Consider the following 18795-nt stretch of genomic DNA (forward strand, 5'->3'; position numbering starts at 1 on the left):
CTGTAGGAGCGAGGCTTGCCCGCGAAGAGGCCGGCACGATCGCCGCCGATTCCTGCATGAACACCACTTGTCTGCGACATGATGCCCTTTCATATGCCATCTAAATCCCATTGGGTTAGAATGCCCCCCTTTTCTGCCCCGATCCTTGAGGACCGCCATGTTCAGCCGTGATTTGACTATTGCCAAGTACGACGCCGATCTTTTTGCCGCCATGGAGCAAGAAGCTCAGCGCCAGGAAGAACACATCGAGCTGATCGCTTCGGAAAACTACACCAGCCCTGCGGTGATGGAAGCTCAAGGCTCGGTACTGACCAACAAGTACGCCGAAGGCTATCCGGGCAAGCGCTACTACGGTGGTTGCGAGTTCGTCGACGTCGTTGAGCAACTGGCCATCGACCGTGCCAAAGAACTGTTCGGCGCCGATTACGCCAACGTTCAGCCGCACGCCGGTTCGCAAGCCAACAGCGCCGTTTACCTGGCCCTGCTGCAAGCTGGCGACACCATCCTGGGCATGAGCCTGGCTCACGGTGGTCACCTGACCCACGGTGCCAGCGTTTCCTCCTCCGGCAAGCTGTACAACGCCGTTCAGTACGGCATCGACGCCAATGGCCTGATCGACTACGACGAAGTCGAGCGCCTGGCCGTTGAGCACAAGCCGAAAATGATCGTGGCCGGTTTCTCTGCCTACTCGCAGATCCTCGACTTCCCGCGCTTCCGCGCAATCGCTGACAAGGTTGGCGCCTACCTGTTCGTCGACATGGCCCACGTGGCCGGTCTGGTCGCCGCTGGCGTCTACCCGAACCCGGTGCCATTCGCTGACGTCGTGACCACCACCACGCACAAGACCCTGCGCGGTCCACGTGGCGGCCTGATCCTGGCTCGCGCCAACGCCGACATCGAGAAGAAGCTGAACTCCGCAGTATTCCCGGGCGCCCAGGGTGGCCCGCTGGAGCACGTGATCGCTGCCAAAGCGATCTGCTTCAAGGAAGCGCTGCAGCCTGAGTTCAAGGCTTACCAGCAACAAGTGGTGAAAAACGCCCAGGCCATGGCCAGCGTCTTCATCGAGCGCGGTTTCGACGTGGTTTCCGGCGGTACTGAAAACCACCTGTTCCTGCTGTCGCTGATCAAGCAGGAAATCTCCGGTAAAGACGCTGACGCCGCTCTGGGCAAAGCATTCATCACCGTGAACAAGAACTCCGTGCCAAACGATCCACGTTCCCCGTTCGTCACCTCCGGCCTGCGCTTCGGCACTCCGGCTGTGACCACTCGCGGCTTCAAGGAAGCAGAGTGCAAAGAGCTGGCCGGCTGGATCTGCGACATCCTGGCTGACCTGAACAACGAAGCGGTGATCGACGCCGTTCGTGAGAAGGTCAAGGCCATCTGCAAGAAGCTGCCGGTGTACGGCGCTTAATTGCACCGCTAGACCGTAGTTAGAAAAAACCGGCCAGTGATGGCCGGTTTTTTTTCGCCTGCGATTTGTGGGAGGTGGCTGGCTGGAGCGCTTGTTCTTGAGCCTTGCATTGATCTTTTGGGCGCCATCGCCAGCAAGCCGGCTCCTACACACCCAGCTTCGCTGGTCAGACCGGTCATGCCAATTTTCAGGTTTTCACTTGTAATCGTAAAAAAATCCGGCGTAGACTGCGCCTGCACTGGACATACCGGTAAGACCACAATAATTAAGTCCTGAATCTGATGCGCGCAGCGCACGGCAGCCAGGACACCGACCAGGATTCCTCCCATGCTCAGATGGTGCTCGCGTTCAATCTTCCTTCAAGTGGTTCTCGGACTGGTGCTCGGCATCGTCTGCGGGCTGACCCTTCCCGAATACTCCGCCCAGCTCAAACCCCTCGGCGACGGTTTCATCAAACTGATCAAGATGCTCATCGGCCTGATCGTGTTCTGCGTGGTGGTCAGCGGCATCAGCGGTGCCGGCGACCTGAAGAAGGTCGGGCGCATCGGCCTGAAATCGGTGATCTACTTCGAAGTGCTGACCACCATCGCCCTGGTGATTGGCCTGGTGTTCGCCTTCAGCACCGGCATCGGCAGCGGCGCGAACATTCATCTGGAGCAGCTGTCTGCCGCCGACATGGGCGACATCGCCCAGCGCGGCCAGCACATGCACACCACCACACAGTTCCTGATGGACCTGATTCCGACTTCGGTGATCGGTGCCTTCGCCGACAACAACATCCTGCAGGTCCTGCTGTTTTCAGTGCTGTTCGGCAGCGCACTGAACCTGGTGGGTGAAGCCGCGTCGGGCATTTCCCGGCTGATCAATGAGCTGAGCCACGTGATTTTCCGCATCATGGGCATGATCGTGCGCCTGGCGCCGATCGGCGTATTCGGCGCAATTGCCTTCACCACCAGCAAATATGGCCTGGACTCCCTGCAACACCTGGGCAGTCTGGTCGGTCTTTTCTACCTGACGTGTGTCGCGTTCGTGGCGCTGATTCTCGGCCTGGTGATGCGCCTGTCCGGCCTGCGCATGTGGCCGCTGCTCAAATACCTGCGCGAAGAACTGATGATCGTCATGGGCACCGCATCGTCCGACGCCGTGCTGCCGCAAATCATGCGCAAGCTCGAACACCTGGGCATCGGCAGTTCAACGGTCGGGTTGGTGATTCCCACCGGTTACTCATTCAACCTCGACGGTTTTTCGATCTACCTGACATTGGCCATTGTGTTCATCGCCAATGCCACCGGTACGCCGTTGGCCATGACTGATTTGCTGACCATTTTGCTGGTGTCGCTGATCACCTCCAAAGGGGCTCACGGGATTCCCGGCTCGGCGCTGGTGATTCTGGCAGCGACACTGACAGCCATCCCGGCGATTCCGGTGGTCGGTCTGGTGCTGGTACTGGCGGTGGACTGGTTCATGGGCATCGGCCGCGCGCTGACCAACCTGATCGGCAACTGCGTCGCCACCGTGGCCATCGCCCGCTGGGAAAAAGACATCGATATCCAACGCGCAAACAAGGTGCTTTCCGGTCAGGTGGGTTATACCTTCCAGCCTCGAAAACCGGTCGCGCCCGCGCACCAGCAGGAATTTTAAACAACGTGTGCCCGCCTATGGGCGGGCACATTATCGCGACTTGGAGCGAACAGTGATTACCTCGTCAACCGTCGTAAATTCAGTAGTGGAAAAACTTCGTGCCGCGCTGGCACGTGGGCAATGGCGCTCCGGCGAGATGCTGCCGGGGCAACGTGAACTGGCCGAACAACTGGGCATCAGCCGTCCGAGCCTGCGCGAGGCGGTCATCGTCCTGGAAACCCTCGGCCTGGTGCGCTCGATGCCGGGCAAAGGCGTGGTGGTGCTCGATGCCCAACTGACAGACAGCCAAAGCCACGACAGTGCAGTGGCCGGCGCGAGCCTGGAAGACGTGCTGCAACTGCGCTACACCCTTGAGCCGTTTATCGTCGGCCTGGTGGCGCAGTCGATCAGCAGCAAGGAAGTCGGGCAATTGCGCCTGACCCTGATGGACATGCGCGAAGCCCTGGAGGCGAACGACAGCGAAGCCGGGGTCAACGCCTACATCGCGTTCCACGAAGAGCTGTTCACGCTGACCTCGAACCCGATTTTCCAGAGCGTGGTACAGCAGACCAGCAACGCCCTCAAGCAAAGCGCCGAGGTGCTGCGCAACTCACCCGAGCATCTGGCCGAACGCCTCGAAGAAAACGAAGCCGTGGTACGCGCGATCCGCAGCAAAAACAGCGCCCTGGCGAGTGCCGAAATGCGTCGACACATTCTTCGCGAAGGCCAGCGGATGGGCATCGAATTGAATATCCCGGACGACAACCTCGGCAGTTGAACCCTCTTGGAACCGGAGACAGGCCATGAACAGCTTCGCTTCAGCGCAAACTCTTGTTGCCCTGCCCTTTCCCGCGCCGACGGATGATCTCTACTCGCGAGTCTTCGACGCCATTCTTGAACAGCGCATCGATGCGGCCAGTCGCTTTACCGAAGAAAGCCTGGCGCAGATGTTCGGCGTTCGCCGCAGTGACATGCGCGGGGTGCTGACGCAGCTGTCCCATCAGCAGATCATCGTGTTGCGCACTCACCATCGCCCCCGAGTCGCTGCGCTCGATCATGAGCAAGTCCGGCAGACGCTGCATGCGCGGCGGCTGACCGAAACCACGGTGGTGCGGTTGGCGTGCCAGCAGCCCCGTGCGCAAGACTTGAAGTGTCTGCGTGGGTTGATTGATCGCGAGCGCCAATGTGCCGCGCATGGCTCGGCGATCAGGTTGGCGGGGGCGTTTCATCTGCAGCTGGCCGAAATGGCGGGGAATGCACCGTTGGCGCATTTTCTGGGCAGCCTGGTGCCACTCACTTCACTGGCGATTGCGCAGTTTGATGTATCGGTGGAGGGTTATTGCGATTGGCGGGTGCATTCCGCGATTCTGGATGCGGTGGCGCGTGGGGATGCGGTGAAGGCAGTCTCGCTGCTGAGCGGGCACCTGGATAATCTTGAGGAAATATTGCTGAACTCAGGACTTGGGCTTAGTCAGGATCGTGTTGCTGGTTAGATCGCTTTCGCGGGCAAGCCTCGCTCCTACGGATATCACCGACTGTAGGAGCGAGGCTTGCCCGCGAAGGCGTTATCACTGACGAACGAAATGATTCAATCCGCCGCCACCCGCGCAAACCCCTCGCGGATCTTCTCTTCCGGCAATTCATCGGCAATAAACACAATCACGCTTTCCCGCGCCTCGCCCTCTGCCCATTCCGTGTCCCAGTCGAAGCCATACAACTTCAGCACCCCCTGAAACACCATGCGCCGCGGCTCGCCAAGGATGTTCAGCACGCCTTTGTAGCGCAGCAACTGCTTGCCATGTTCTTCCAGCAGTTCGTTCATGAATTCGCTGAGCTTGTCGATATCCAGCGGCTTGTCGGTGCGCAGCACCAGGCTGGAAATGCGGTCGATGGAAGGCGCTTTGCTGACTGGGCGCAAACTCACGCCGCCACCCAGGTCGGCATTGAGGTTGAAGCCGCGCACATCGAGCAGTTCGGCCAGATCGATCTGGCCGTGGTCGACCACGCGAATCGGCGCGCGACGGTTGATACGGGTCAGGCGCTCGCTCAACGCGGTGAAGGTCGGTTCGTCCACCAGATCGCGTTTGCTCACCAGCAAGCGGTCGGCGAAACCAATCTGCGCCTGGGCGATGGTTTGGGTCAGGTGTACGTCGGCGTGTGCGGCATCGACCAACGTGATGATGCCGTCGAGGATGTAACGCTCACGCAGTTCTTCGTCGATGAAGAAGGTTTGCGCCACCGGTGCCGGATCAGCCAGGCCGGTGCACTCGATCACCAGACGGTCGAAGGCGATTTCTCCACTGTCCAGCCGTTCGAGCAACAGGTAGAGCGCCTTGGTCAGGTCGGTGTGGATGGTGCAGCAGACGCAGCCGTTGGACAGCGTCATCACCTGCACCGGCTCGTCGCCCAACAGTTGGGTGTCGATGCCGGCGTCACTGAATTCGTTTTCGATCACGGCGATTTTCAGGCCGTGCTCGGCTTTGAGCAGGTGGCGCAACAGCGTGGTCTTGCCGGCGCCGAGGAAGCCGCTGAGGATCGTGACGGGGATGGGAGAGGACAACTGGAGTCTCCTGCTTTACAAAATTAGAAAACAACATAAAACAAATGTGGGAGCTAGCCTGCTAGCGATGGCGGACTGTCAATCAACAGTGATGTTGAATGTTCAGCCGCCATCGCCAGCAGGCTAGCTCCCACAGGGATTGCTGTTAACCCGACAACCGGGTCAACAGCACTTCGGCCCACCCTTGCCACCGTAACGGGCTTCCTGACGTTCCCGAAAGAACATTTCGTAGCTCATCACCGGTTTGTCCGGGTGTTTGGTCTGCATATGCTCGACGTAGTTGTCGTAGTCGGGCATGCCGACCATCAGGCGCGCGGCCTGACCGAGGTATTTACCGAGGCGACTCAGGTCATTGAACATGCTGCAATCCTCGATTACGCGTCCGGCAAGGCCTGGAATGGCGATTCTTTATCCGTACGCTCTTTTTTACCCCAGGCGGCAATGCCGACCTTGAGTGCATAGAACAGGATACTGAACACCACGAACAGGAACAGCGCGGTCAGCGTTGCGTTGGTGTAGGCGTTGAAAATCACGTGTTGCATCTGGGTGATGTCCTTGGCCGGGGCGAGGATCTGACCGTTGGCCAGCGCATCGCTGTATTTTTTGGCCAGCGACAGGAAGCCGATCGCCGGGTTGGCGTCGAACAGCTTGATGAAGCCGGCAGTGGTGGTGCAGATCAGCAGCCAGACCGCTGGCACCATGGTCACCCAGACGTAGCGTTGGCGTTTCATTTTGATCAGCACGACGGTGCCGAGCATCAGCGCGATACCGGCCAGCATCTGGTTGGAGATACCGAACAGCGGCCACAAGGTGTTGATGCCACCCAGCGGATCGATCACGCCCTGATACAGCAACCAGCCCCACATCGCCACACAACCGGCGGTGGCGATCAGGTTGGCGGTCCAGGATTCGGTGCGTTTCAGCGCCGGCACGAAGGAGCCGAGCAAGTCCTGCAACATGAAGCGACCGGCACGGGTACCGGCATCGACTGCGGTCAGGATGAACAGCGCTTCGAACAGGATCGCGAAGTGGTACCAGAACGCCATGGTGTTTTCACCCGGCAGGACACTGTGCAGGATCTGCGCGATACCGACCGCCAGGGTCGGCGCACCGCCGGCGCGGGCCAGGATGGTGGTTTCACCGATGTCCTTGGCCACCGTTTGCAGCGCTTCCGGAGTAATTGCAAAACCCCAGCTGCTGACAGTTTGTGCAACCGCGACCACGTCACCACCGACGACGGCCGCCGGGCTGTTCATGGCGAAATACACGCCTGGCTCAATCACCGAAGCGGCAACCATCGCCATGATGGCCACGAACGATTCCATCAACATGCCGCCGTAACCGATGTAACGGGCGTTGACCTCGTTATCCAGCAGTTTTGGCGTGGTGCCGGAGGAGATCAGCGCGTGGAAACCCGAGACCGCGCCACAGGCGATGGTGATGAACAGGAACGGGAACAGGCCGCCCTTCCATACCGGACCGGTGCCATCGATGAACTGGGTCAGCGCCGGCATTTTCAGCTCGGGCATGGTCACCAGGATGCCGATCGCCAGTGCGATGATGGTGCCGATTTTGAGGAACGTCGACAGGTAGTCACGCGGGGCCAGAATCAGCCACACCGGCAAAGAGGCAGCGACGAAACCGTAACCGACCAGCATCCAGGTGATCTGCACGCCAGTGAAGGTGAAGGCTTTGGCCCAGACCGGGTCCGCGGCAATCTGCCCGCCCAGCCAGATCGAACCCAGCAGCAACAGCACGCCGACGATGGAGATCTCACCGATGCGGCCCGGGCGGATGTAGCGCATGTAGATGCCCATGAACATCGCGATCGGGATAGTCGCCATCACCGTGAAAATGCCCCACGGGCTCTCGGCCAGGGCTTTTACGACGATCAGCGCCAGCACCGCGAGGATGATGATCATGATCAGGAAGCAGCCGAACAGCGCGATGGTGCCGGGGATGCGGCCCATTTCTTCGCGGACCATGTCGCCCAGGGAGCGGCCGTTGCGGCGGGTGGACATGAACAGGACCATGAAGTCCTGAACCGCACCGGCCAGCACCACGCCGGCAATCAGCCACAGCGTGCCGGGCAAGTAGCCCATCTGCGCCGCCAACACCGGACCGACCAATGGCCCTGCGCCAGCGATGGCCGCGAAGTGGTGACCGAAGAGGATGTGTTTGTTGGTAGGGACGTAGTCCAGACCATCATTGTTGAGCACAGCGGGGGTGGCCCGTCGTGAATCGAGTTGCATCACGTTGTTAGCGATGAACAGACTGTAGTAACGGTACGCAACCAGATAAATGGCCACGGCAGCGACCACAATCCACAAGGCGTTGATTGCCTCGCCTCGGCGCAATGCCACTACGCCAAGGGCGCACGCTCCTACGATTGCCAGCAGCAGCCAGGGTAGGTGGCGTAGCGGGCTATTATTATTTTTCATTTTTTTATTCCAGCCAGGGTGGACAAGAAAGACAGCCACCCCGAGTTTAGCTCTCCTGACGGCAAAGGCCATACCCGACATTGGTCTAGACGCCCGTGTCAGCTGGCAGGCTTTGACAATGCGGGTCTATAGTCAGCGGACATTAAGAGGAAAAAGCCATGAGCGAACACCCTGCCAATCGCCGCCGCTTCAAACGTATTGCGTTCGATGCCCGAACCGAGCTTTGCCAAGGGGAATTCATCTGGCCAGTGAAGCTGATTGACTTGTCGCTCAAGGGAATACTGATCGAGCGACCCGAGCCGTGGCTGGGCGACCCGAAAAAGATGTTTTCTGTCGACATTCATCTCAGCAAGGACTTTGACATCAAGATGGATGTGCAACTGACGCACGACGATCCTCGCCATTTGGGATTCGTTTGCCGATATATCAGCCTGGAATCCATCGAGCGGCTGCGGCGATTGATCGAGCTCAATCTGGGGGATCCGCAGGAGCTGGAGCGCGAGTTGGGTGCCCTGATCGAAGTCTGAAAACCCGACACCAATCCAATGTGGGAGTGAGCCTGCTCGCGATAGCTGTTTAACATTCAACGATGATGTTGACTGACAGTCCGCTATCGCGAGCAGGCTCGCTCCCACAGGATCGGTGTCTATCTGGCAGGTTATTCGAACAGGGCGTCGAGGGCCTGTTCGAGGCGGGTCACGGCAATAATCTGCAATCCCGGCGGCGCCTCTTTAGGCGCATTGCCCTTGGGCACGATGGCCCGTTTGAAGCCGTGCTTGGCCGCTTCTTTCAAGCGTTCCTGCCCACTCGGCACCGGACGCACTTCGCCAGACAAACCGACTTCGCCGAACACCAGCAGGTCATGGGGCAATGGCCGGTTACGCAAACTGGACATTACGGCCGCCATCAGCGCCAGGTCGGAAGCGGTTTCCAACACCTTCACGCCGCCCACCACGTTGAGGAACACGTCCTGGTCGTGGGTCGGAATGCCGCCGTGTCGATGCAGAACCGCCAGCAACATCGCCAGTCGGTTCTGATCCAGCCCCAACGTGACCCGACGCGGGTTGGCCAGATGGCTGTCATCCACCAACGCCTGAACTTCCACCAGCATCGGTCGGGTGCCTTCCCACGTTGCCATGACCACACTGCCCGGGACTTCTTCCTGTGCACGAGTGAGAAAAATCGCCGAAGGGTTGGAGACTTCTTTCAAACCCTTGTCGGTCATGCCGAACACGCCCAGTTCGTTGACCGCGCCAAAACGGTTCTTCACCGCCCGCAGCAAGCGCAAGCGACCGTCGGATTCGCCCTCGAAATACAGCACGGTATCGACCATGTGCTCCAGCACACGCGGACCGGCCAGCGCACCTTCTTTCGTCACGTGGCCAACCAGGAAAATCGCTGTGCCACTCTGTTTGGCATAACGCACCAGCAAGGCTGCGCTCTCCCGCACCTGGGACACGCCGCCCGGTGCCGATTGCAGCTGTTCAGTGAAAATCGTCTGAATCGAGTCGATCACCATGACCTTGGGCTTTTCGACCCGGGCGGTGGCTATGATGGTTTCGATGCAGGTTTCGGTCATGACCCGCAGTTGATCCTGCGGTAATCCCAGGCGTCGGGCGCGCATGGCCACTTGCTGCTGGGACTCTTCGCCCGTGACGTACAACGCCGGCATGCTCTTGGCGAGGTTGCACAAGGTTTGCAGGAGGATGGTTGATTTGCCGATGCCCGGATCACCGCCGATCAAAACCACCGAACCGTCCACCAGCCCGCCACCCAGGACGCGATCGAGCTCACTGGAGGCAGTGGAAAAGCGCGGTATTTCTTCGACGCTGACTTCGGCCAGGGTCTTGATTTGTGCCTGCTGGCCGGTCCAGCCGGTGCGGCCGCTGGGGGCTGCGGCACCGCCGCTCTCGACCATGGTTTCGGTCAAGGTGTTCCAGGCCCCGCACTCGCCGCACTGGCCGGCCCACTTGGGGAAGGTTGAGCCGCACTCGGTGCAGCCGTACATGCGCTTGGCCTTGGCCATCTGAACTCCCGGCAAAAACCGCGATGATAGCTCAGCTGGGCTGGATCAGTGCGACGGAGTTGCCCAATGGAATTGTGCGGCAACTTGTTCGATTCTCGAGACAACGACAGCGCTGCAACTTTCATAACTTGTACAACGCGCTGCCAAAATAACTCGACCAACGTTAAATCCAAAACCCACAAAGCTGTACAACTCTTAACACTCTGCAAACTTAACGTACAACATCACCTAACAAACCAAGAGTTTAATACTGAAAATCAAATCGATGGCTTTACGGCATCACGCATTCTGTGTTTTTCCAGCCACTATTTTCCGAACCAGGAACTTATACTTGAAGTTAACCGCTGTAAAACTTATAGCACGCACTCTCCCATTACACTCAACAAGTCGCTCCTGTGACGCACGCACTTTTGATAAGGACCACCACCTCCATCGCTGATCAGCGCAAGCGACTGAATGACGAACAACACCCTTCAGATGGATAGCGGGCACACACCTGAAAAACGCAGATCAATGCACCAATGATGGCATTTTGAAAACTTTTTACCGTTGCCCCGGTCGATAGCAGGCAAGCGCTGTAAGCAGTTGTTTCGGGCAAGAACCATTTGGCTGATTTACACTGCGTTACCAACCTCATCTGTAACAAGGAAATAACCTATGGGCGTGCTAAATGAGTTCAAGGCCTTCGCGGTAAAAGGCAACGTGGTCGACATGGCCGTCGGTATCATCATCGGTGCCGCCTTCGGCAAGATCGTTTCGTCGTTTGTCGGCGACGTGGTCATGCCGCCAATCGGCCTGCTGATCGGTGGGGTGGATTTCAGTGATCTCGCCATTACGCTCAAGGCCGCCAGCGGCGACGCCCCCGCAGTGGTGCTGGCGTACGGTAAATTCATCCAGAGCATGATCGACTTCATCATCGTCGCGTTCGCGATTTTCATGGGCGTCAAAGCCATCAATCGCTTGAAGCGCGAAGAAGCCGTTGCGCCCACCCTGCCGCCGGTTCCGACGAAGGAAGAAGAGCTGTTGGGTGAGATTCGCGATCTGCTGAAGGCCCAGAATAATCGGCCTGAATGATCTGATGCAGATAAAAAACGGCGCCTTCGTGGCGCCGTTTTTTTTACCAGTAGTTTTCCACCGCCACGTGCCCGGGGCGTCGGCTGAGACTCAAGTGCATGTCACGCTGTTTCAGCAGTTTTCGCGTGTCATCGATCATCTGCGGGTTGCCACACAGCATGCCCCTTGAATGCTCGGCCGTCAGTGCCACGCCTGCCGCCCGCTCCAGTTCGCCACTCTCTATCAAGGTGGTGATCCGGCCATTCAAGGCACCTGGATGCTGTTCGCGGGTGACGGTGGCAATGTACTGAAACTTGTGCGCGTACTCGGCCAGATAGTCACGCTGCATCAATTCCGCGATCAGTTCCTGATACGCCAGCTCCCGGGCTTCGCGCACGCTGTAGACCAGGATGATTCGCTCGAACTTCTCCCAGACCTCGAAGTCCTGCAGGATCGACAGAAACGGCGCCACGCCCGTGCCTGTGGATAACAACCAGAGATCACGCCCATCGATGAAGCGGTCAAGCGTCAGGTATCCAAAGGCCTGGCGGTCGACCAGCAGCGTATCGCCGACGCCCAGCCGACTCAGCTCACTGGTGAACTCGCCCCCCGGCACCACGATGGAAAAGAATTCGAGGAACTCGTCATAAGGCGAAGAAACCATGGAATAGGCACGCCACACAACGCTGCCGTCTGCCTTGGTCACGCCCAGACGGGCGAATTGCCCCGCACGAAAACGAAAGCCCGGGTCCCGTGTCGTGCGCAGGGTGAACAGGCTCGGGGTCAACGGCTTGACGTCGAGCAGGGTCTGGCGCGTGAATTTTTCTGCACTGGCAGTCATGGGGCGCTCCATTCAACAGATAGCATCCAGTGTCCCGCAAAGCGGGGAAAACAAACACCGACGATTTGTAGTGCCTTTTATTATCAACCTGAACATTACAAAGAGTATTTGATCTTTTTTGACGTACCATTCAGTTAATAAAACGGTTAATGAAATTAAACTCAACATTCAAAACCCGCCGTATTTTTAAAAACTCCATTAGAACTTGATATTTATTTTTTAAAGCGCAGTAAAGCCAAAAAATCTCACTTTTATGTAGGATTCGTCCTACACTCGGCTCGTGCAGGATTTCGGATCCAATCAGCACCCCGGCAGATTGTAAAATGGAGATACATGATGGAGCGGTGGAAGGAATCACAACTCAACCAACTATCGAGCACGAAGCATATTGATGCCGCGTACCCGATCGCACTTGAATTCGCGAAAAACATCGGGTTTAAATTTTTCGCTTTTTCAACCACTTATCAAACAAAAAACAACCAGCTCAACACTATCCGACACAACAATTACCCAACCATCTGGAACAAGTATTATGAACAGAAAAACTTAAGCTCGGTGGACCCGGTAGTAGCTCATTGCAATCACTCAATGCTGCCCATTATGTGGAGCGAAACTCTTTTCTCCAAGGTTCCTTCCCTGTGGGAGGCCTTGGAAACGCATGGTTTGCAGCACGGCTGGTCACAATCGCTGCATGACGAAGACAGCGGCCTGTGCAGCATTCTGAGCCTGGCAAGGAGCCATTGCCCGATCACGGCCCTGGAGCTGTATGAAAACCTCGGTTTCTCGGTATTCATGTGCCGTCATCTTCATGCGCTGATCGCGCAATCGCTGCCCAAGAAAATGCTGAAACCACCCGCTGCGCATTTATCTCCACGGGAAATCGACGTATTGGAACTGGCGGCAGCCGGCAAGACGGCTGAAGAAAGCGCGCGAATTCTCAACCTGAGCGCACGGACCATCCATTTCCACATTCAAAGCGTGATTTTGAAACTCGGAGTCAGCAACAAGATTGCCGCGATCATCGCCGCGATCAAGGCCGGTCACCTCAAAAGCACCTCGACACGTTGATCGATTAAAACCTGCGAGTAACGTACCATTTGCGATTCCTCCTGAGTGTTGACGTGTGAACCTTCACGACGCAGTGCACTCGGACGGCCTCGCCCGCTACAACGCCCCTGGGCCGCGGGATACCCGTTGATTTACCCAGAGCCCCGCCCCATGCCTTTGCTCGAAACACCCTTCGCCCGCCTCGACCTGATCCGCCAGCCAGAACAGCAGAACGAACCGCTGCAAGCGTTCGATGCCGCCGACGAATACCTGCTCAATCACCTGGCCGAACAACAACCGACTCCGGATACGCGTGTTTTGGTGCTCAACGACAGCTTTGGCGCATTGGCTGCCAGCCTCGCTGGCAAGGTTCAGGTGACCAGCAGCGGCGACTCGTTCCTGGCCTTTCAGGGCCTGGAAAAAAATCTGATCCGTAACGCTCAGGCATTTGATGCCGTGCCTCGCGTGCCTGCCAGCGAAGCGTTTAGTGGCCCGTTTGATCGGGTCCTGATCCGCGTGCCGAAAACCCTGGCCTTGCTGGAGGAACAACTGATCCGTCTGCAAAGCCAACTGGCGCCCGGCGCCCAAGTGATTGCCGGCGCGATGATCAAGCATCTGCCACGCGCCGCCGGGGATTTGCTGGAGCGCTACATCGGCCCGGTTCAAGCCTCGCTGGCGGTGAAAAAGGCTCGGCTGTTGATGACCACCGCTGAAGCCAAAGCCCCCGCGACGTCGCCCTACCCGACTCGCTATCAGCTCGATGCGCCGGCGATTGAACTGCTCAACCACGCCAATGTGTTCTGCCGCGAAGGGCTGGATATCGGTACCCGAGCCTTTTTGCCGCACTTGCCGACAAACCTCGGCGCGGCACGGGTCGCGGATCTGGGCTGCGGTAACGGCGTTTTGGCCATTGCCAGCGCTCTGCAAAACCCGCAGGCGCACTACACGCTGGTGGACGAATCCTTCATGGCCGTGCAATCGGCCGCCGAAAACTGGCGCGCGGCGCTGGGTGACCGGGACGTGATCGTGCGTGCCGGGGATGGTCTGGCCGGGCAGGAGCCGCAGTCACTGGACGTGGTGCTGTGCAACCCCCCGTTTCACCAACAACAAGTCGTGGGCGATTTCCTCGCCTGGCGGATGTTCCAGCAAGCGCGCGAAGCGCTGGTGGTGGGCGGCGCGCTGTACATCGTCGGCAACCGTCATCTGGGTTATCACAGCAAACTGGCGCGGTTGTTCCGTGGCGTCGAACAAGTGGCGGCCACACCGAAGTTCGTGATCCTCAAAGCCCGAAAATAATCCCGGACAAAAAAAAACCCTCCAGCGCAGGAGGGTTGTAAATCCGTGCCGCAAGGCATCGGGATGGGATTTTGCGAATTCAGTGGGTCGACAGGCCTGCGGCATTCATGAACATGCGCATCAGGCTCGCAACGATGAACAGCGCCAGCACGCTGCCGGCCCAGATCATTGCCAGCCAGCCAAGTCGCTGCCAGAGCGGCTTTTTCTCTGCCGCCTGGATTTCTTCCAAAGTGTGTTTACCAGTCATGGCGTTCCAACCCTCCTCTTCAAGGTTGATGGCGTCAGTGATGACGCCATCGCGAGCAAGCTTGCTCCTACAGGATTAGTGGTAACCATCTTCATGGGTGACCTTGCCGCGGAACACGTAGTAGCTCCAGAAGGTGTAACCCAGGATGAACGGGATGATGAACAAGGTGCCGACCAGCATGAAGCCCTGGCTTTGCGGCGGTGCGGCGGCGTCCCAGATCGAGATCGACGGCGGCACGATGTTCGGCCACAGGCTGATGCCCAGACCGCTGTAGCCGAGGAAGATCAGCACCAGCGTCAGCAGGAACGGCGTGTAGTGCGCATTGCGAGCCACAGCGCGGATCAGGCCGTACATGGTCACCAACACCAGAATCGGCACCGGCAGGAACCAGAACAGATTCGGCAACGTGAACCAGCGTGCGGCGATTTCCGCGTGAGCCAGCGGCGTCCAGATGCTGACGATACCAATCACCGCCAGCACCACGAACGCCAGCGGCCGCGCCAGGTTGTGCATCTGCTCCTGCAACTTGCCTTCGGTTTTCATGATCAGCCAAGTGCAACCGAGCAGCGCATAAGCCACCACCAACGCCACGCCGCAGAACATCGTGAACGGTGTCAGCCAATCCAGTGACCCGCCGGCGAACTGACGGTTGACCACCGGCAGCCCATCGATGAACGCACCCAACGCGACACCCTGGAAAAAGGTCGCGGCGATGGAGCCGCCAATGAATGCCTTGTCCCAGAGGTGGCGCTTGTCGTCCTTGGCCTTGAAGCGGAACTCGAACGCCACGCCGCGAAAGATCAGCCCGATCAGCATGAAAATCAGCGGCAGGTACAGCGCCGAGAGCACCACCGAATACGCCAGCGGGAAGGCGCCGAACAACGCCGCACCGCCCAGCACCAGCCAGGTCTCATTGCCGTCCCAGACCGGTGCGACGGTGTTCATCATCACGTCACGGTCGGTCTTGCCCGGGATGAACGGGAAGAGAATCCCGATCCCCAGGTCGAAGCCGTCCATGACCACGTACATCATGATGCCGAAGATGATGATCACGGCCCAGATCAGCGGAAGATCAATACCCATGACTCAAATCTCCTTGGTCAGGCTGGGGCTGTGGTCGTTTTCGGCGCCATCATCGTCAGCCGCAGACAGGGGACGCGCCGGTGTGCGTTTCTGGCCGGGACCACCGTCGTTGGTTTCCTTGCCTTCGTCGATCTTCGGCCCTTTGCGCACCAGGCGCATCATGTAGCCCAGACCGGCACCGAACAGCGCGAAATAGACCACGACGAACAGGATCAGCGTGATGCTCATCTGCATGAAGCTGTGATTGGAGGACGCATCCGCCGTGCGCATCAGGCCGTAGACGACCCAAGGCTGACGACCGATTTCAGTGGTAAACCAACCGGCGAGGATCGCGATCAGGCCGGACGGCCCCATCCACAATGCCAGGTACAGGAACGGTCGCGAGGTGTACAGCTTGTCGCTTTTGCGCAGCCACAGGCTCCACAGACCGGTAAAGATCATCAGCATGCCCAAGCCGACCATGATCCGGAACGACCAGAACACGATGGTCGAATTCGGCCGGTCTTCCGGCGGGAACTCCTTGAGCGCCGGCACCTGTTTGTCCAGCGAGTGCGTGAGGATCAGGCTGCCCAGGTACGGAATCTCGACGGCGAACTTGGTCCTCTCTTCTTTCATGTCCGGCCAGCCGAACAGGATCAGCGGGGTCGGTTCATCACCGTGGTTTTCCCAGTGGCCTTCGATCGCGGCGATTTTCGCCGGTTGATGCTTCAACGTATTGAGACCGTGGAAGTCACCGATGACCGCCTGAATCGGCGCGACGATCAAGGCCATCCACATGGCCATCGAGAGCATGGTACGGATCGCCGGGTTGTCCTTGCCGCGCAGTAAATGCCAGGCCGCCGAGGAACCGACGAAGAATGCGGTCGCGACAAACGCGGCCGTCGCCATGTGCATCAGGCGGTACGGGAACGACGGGTTGAAGATCACCGCCAGCCAGTCGGTTGGAATGACCTGGCCGTTGACGATTTCGAAGCCCTGCGGGGTCTGCATCCAGCTGTTGGAAGCGAGAATCCAGAAAGTCGAGATCAGCGTGCCGATGGCGACCATGACCGTGGCGAAGAAGTGCAGATTGCGCCCGACCTTGTTCCAGCCGAACAGCATGACCCCAAGGAAACCGGCTTCAAGGAAGAACGCGGTCAGTACTTCGTACGTCAGCAACGGCCCGGTGACGGAACCGGCGAAGTCCGAAAAACGGCTCCAGTTGGTGCCGAACTGATAGGCCATGACCAGCCCGGAGACCACGCCCATGCCAAAGTTGACGGCAAAGATCTTCGACCAGAAGTGGTACAGATCGCGGTAGGTGTCGTTATTGGTTTTCAGCCACAGGCCTTCGAGTACCGCCAGGTAACTCGCCAGACCAATGGTGATGGCCGGGAACAGGATGTGGAACGAGATGGTGAACGCGAACTGAATTCGGGCGAGATCAAGCGCCTCCAAACCGAACATAAGTCTTCCTCTGTCAGGTAATACCGGCTGAAGGCTTGCGGCCTACACCCACGGCCCCCACGAATAGGAGTGTGGCGAATTTGAATTCGTTCTTCTTTTTACAAACATCACACGTAGGGAATTCGGCCATCTGGCCACCAGATCAATTCCGCAAAGGCCTTGATCTGGATCAAGCATGGGTAAAAGAGTAGTCCGGTTTTTGGCGATGGACGGTGTGGTCTTTTGCCGCGTGACAGGTTGCCTCATAGCCACAGTCATAGCTGGCAACACATTCCTGTGGGAGCGAGCCTGCTCGCGAAAGCGGTCTGTCTGTCCCTTATAGGTTGTATGTACCGACGCCTTCGCGAGCAGGCTCGCTCCCACAGGGGATTTCAGGGATTTCGGGATCGGTGTCTAGCTAACTAAATTTCCCGCCTCTGCAACTTTTGGTTACAGGTTGGTGATAATCTCGGGCCTCCCCTCGCTCAAGATCTGCCTCCGATGCCCAGCCAAGCGCCTTTGCTGTTACGTCATCACCGCCCTTTCATCGCGTTCTGGCTGGCCCGGGTGTTTACCGCCAGCGGCTTTCAGATGCTCACCGTGGCCATCGGCTGGAACCTCTATCAACTGACCGGCAACGTGCTGGATCTGGGCCTGGTCGGTCTGGTGGAGTTCGCCCCGCGCGTGCTGTTCATGTTGCACACCGGGCATGTCGCCGACCGCTACGACCGGCGTAAAGTCGCGGCGATCTGTCAGTCGCTGCAAGCCTTGATTGCCTTGACGCTGGCGATTGGCGGCGCCACCGGCCATGTCACCCGGGAAATGATCTTCATCCTCGCGTTTCTGCTCGGCGCCGCGCGCTCCTTCGAGATGCCGACCACCCAGGCGCTGCTGCCAAGTATCGTTCCCTCCGCGCTGTTCCCCCGCGCCGTCGCCGCTGCACAGTCCGCCCAACAATCGGCGACCATCGTCGCGCCGGCCCTCGGCGGCTTGCTGTATGCCTTTGGCAGCGTCTGGGTCTACGGCCCGACCGTGATTCTCTATGTGATCGCCTGCCTGCTGATGCTCAACCTGCCTGCGCGGCAAACGCCATTGAACAAAGGCAAGGCCACCCTGGACTCGCTGCTGGCGGGTATCCGCTTCATTCGCAGCCGACCGGATATTCTCGGGGCGATTTCTCTGGATCTGTTTGCCGTGCTGCTCGGCGGCGCGACGGCCTTGCTGCCGGTGTTTGCCAAGGACATTCTGCTGACCGGGCCATGGGGCCTGGGCTTGTTGCGTTCGGCTCCGGCAGTGGGCGCGTTGCTGATGTCGCTATGGCTGGCGCGGTTCTCCGTGGATCGCAAGGTCGGTCGGGTGATGTTTACCGCCGTCGGTGTATTCGGCGTCGCGACCATTGCGTTCGGCCTGTCCACTTCATTCTGGTTCTCGCTGGCGGTGCTGGTCGTGTTGGGCGCAGCAGACATGATCAGCATGGTGATCCGCGCGTCCTTCGTGCAACTGGAAACCCCGGATGAAATGCGTGGCCGGGTCAGCGCCGTCAACGGCCTGTTTATCGGCGCTTCGAACCAGTTGGGCGAATTCGAATCCGGTCTCACCGCCCATTGGTTCGGCACCGTGCCGGCGGTGGTCATGGGGGGTATCGGCACGCTGGTGGTGACCGGGGTCTGGATCAAACTGTTTCCGACCCTGGCCAACCGGGATCGCATGCATGTGCCAGTGGAAGAAACGACGGCCTGACACTC

Annotated in this window: 17 protein-coding genes; 9 read left to right on the forward strand and 8 right to left on the reverse strand. The window is 58.7% G+C overall.

From position 1 onward, the window contains the following. Window positions 1-157: 157 nt before the first annotated feature. The 4 genes from glyA (at window position 158) to IB246_RS23955 (ending at window position 4524) form a co-directional block, all read left to right on the forward strand. Window positions 158-1411 (forward strand): serine hydroxymethyltransferase, encoded by a 1254-nt coding sequence (glyA, locus tag IB246_RS23940; RefSeq protein WP_008028869.1) that lies wholly within the window; start codon window positions 158-160, stop codon window positions 1409-1411. Between the two features lie 327 nt (window positions 1412-1738). After that, on the forward strand, window positions 1739-3052 hold the full coding sequence (locus tag IB246_RS23945; RefSeq protein ID WP_008040326.1) for a C4-dicarboxylate transporter DctA: 1314 nt from the start codon (window positions 1739-1741) through the stop codon (window positions 3050-3052). Between the two features lie 52 nt (window positions 3053-3104). After that, window positions 3105-3809 (forward strand): FadR/GntR family transcriptional regulator, encoded by a 705-nt coding sequence (locus IB246_RS23950; RefSeq protein ID WP_008040325.1) that lies wholly within the window; start codon window positions 3105-3107, stop codon window positions 3807-3809. 25 nt (window positions 3810-3834) lie between these two features. Further along, window positions 3835-4524 (forward strand): GntR family transcriptional regulator, encoded by a 690-nt coding sequence (locus IB246_RS23955; protein WP_008040324.1) that lies wholly within the window; start codon window positions 3835-3837, stop codon window positions 4522-4524. Window positions 4525-4619: 95 nt separating this feature from the next. Here IB246_RS23955 and yjiA read toward each other — a convergent pair whose 3' ends face one another. The 3 genes from yjiA to IB246_RS23970 all read right to left on the reverse strand — a co-directional run bounded on the left by yjiA (window position 4620) and on the right by IB246_RS23970 (window position 8032). After that, on the reverse strand, window positions 4620-5591 hold the full coding sequence (gene yjiA / locus IB246_RS23960; protein ID WP_008028882.1) for a GTPase: 972 nt from the start codon (window positions 5589-5591) through the stop codon (window positions 4620-4622). 162 nt (window positions 5592-5753) lie between these two features. Continuing rightward, window positions 5754-5951, reverse strand: a complete 198-nt coding sequence (locus tag IB246_RS23965; RefSeq protein WP_007895266.1) for a YbdD/YjiX family protein — start codon at window positions 5949-5951, stop codon at window positions 5754-5756. A 14-nt stretch (window positions 5952-5965) separates the two neighbouring features. Next, window positions 5966-8032, reverse strand: coding sequence for a carbon starvation CstA family protein (locus IB246_RS23970; RefSeq protein ID WP_008040323.1), 2067 nt, complete (start codon window positions 8030-8032; stop codon window positions 5966-5968). Between the two features lie 158 nt (window positions 8033-8190). On the opposite strand from IB246_RS23970, the gene IB246_RS23975 reads away from it, so the two are divergent. After that, entirely contained in the window at window positions 8191-8559 is a 369-nt protein-coding gene (locus IB246_RS23975; RefSeq protein ID WP_008040322.1) for a PilZ domain-containing protein, read from the forward strand. Between the two features lie 131 nt (window positions 8560-8690). Here IB246_RS23975 and radA read toward each other — a convergent pair whose 3' ends face one another. Next, complete coding sequence (gene radA / locus IB246_RS23980; protein ID WP_008040321.1) at window positions 8691-10058, reverse strand: DNA repair protein RadA; 1368 nt, start codon at window positions 10056-10058, stop codon at window positions 8691-8693. Between the two features lie 657 nt (window positions 10059-10715). Between radA and mscL the strand changes: the two genes are divergently transcribed. Continuing rightward, window positions 10716-11132: a large-conductance mechanosensitive channel protein MscL gene (gene mscL / locus IB246_RS23985; protein WP_008040320.1), complete on the forward strand. Its 417-nt coding sequence runs from the start codon at window positions 10716-10718 to the stop codon at window positions 11130-11132. Window positions 11133-11175: 43 nt separating this feature from the next. Here the strand turns inward: mscL and IB246_RS23990 are convergent, their stop codons facing one another. Next, a complete protein-coding gene (locus IB246_RS23990; RefSeq protein ID WP_008040319.1) occupies window positions 11176-11952 on the reverse strand; it encodes a ferredoxin--NADP reductase in 777 nt (258 codons plus the stop codon). Between the two features lie 336 nt (window positions 11953-12288). On the opposite strand from IB246_RS23990, the gene IB246_RS23995 reads away from it, so the two are divergent. Further along, window positions 12289-13020 carry a helix-turn-helix transcriptional regulator gene (locus tag IB246_RS23995; RefSeq protein ID WP_008040318.1) on the forward strand — a complete coding sequence of 244 codons (732 nt, stop codon included), beginning with the start codon at window positions 12289-12291 and terminating at the stop codon, window positions 13018-13020. A 150-nt stretch (window positions 13021-13170) separates the two neighbouring features. Further along, window positions 13171-14295, forward strand: coding sequence for a methyltransferase (locus IB246_RS24000; RefSeq protein WP_008040317.1), 1125 nt, complete (start codon window positions 13171-13173; stop codon window positions 14293-14295). Window positions 14296-14374: 79 nt separating this feature from the next. On the opposite strand, the gene IB246_RS24005 is transcribed toward IB246_RS24000, so the two are convergent. The 3 genes from IB246_RS24005 to IB246_RS24015 form a co-directional block, all read right to left on the reverse strand. Then, window positions 14375-14542 carry a DUF2474 domain-containing protein gene (locus tag IB246_RS24005; RefSeq protein WP_008040316.1) on the reverse strand — a complete coding sequence of 56 codons (168 nt, stop codon included), beginning with the start codon at window positions 14540-14542 and terminating at the stop codon, window positions 14375-14377. Between the two features lie 75 nt (window positions 14543-14617). Beyond that, on the reverse strand, window positions 14618-15625 hold the full coding sequence (cydB, locus tag IB246_RS24010) for a cytochrome d ubiquinol oxidase subunit II (protein WP_008028900.1): 1008 nt from the start codon (window positions 15623-15625) through the stop codon (window positions 14618-14620). Window positions 15626-15628: 3 nt separating this feature from the next. Further along, on the reverse strand, window positions 15629-17071 hold the full coding sequence (locus IB246_RS24015) for a cytochrome ubiquinol oxidase subunit I (RefSeq protein WP_008040295.1): 1443 nt from the start codon (window positions 17069-17071) through the stop codon (window positions 15629-15631). A 480-nt stretch (window positions 17072-17551) separates the two neighbouring features. On the opposite strand from IB246_RS24015, the gene IB246_RS24020 reads away from it, so the two are divergent. Next, window positions 17552-18790 carry an MFS transporter gene (locus IB246_RS24020; protein ID WP_008040294.1) on the forward strand — a complete coding sequence of 413 codons (1239 nt, stop codon included), beginning with the start codon at window positions 17552-17554 and terminating at the stop codon, window positions 18788-18790. Window positions 18791-18795: the final 5 nt, after the last annotated feature.

It is taken from the genome of Pseudomonas sp. PDM01 (assembly GCF_014852325.1).
GTDB lineage: Bacteria > Pseudomonadota > Gammaproteobacteria > Pseudomonadales > Pseudomonadaceae > Aquipseudomonas > Aquipseudomonas migulae.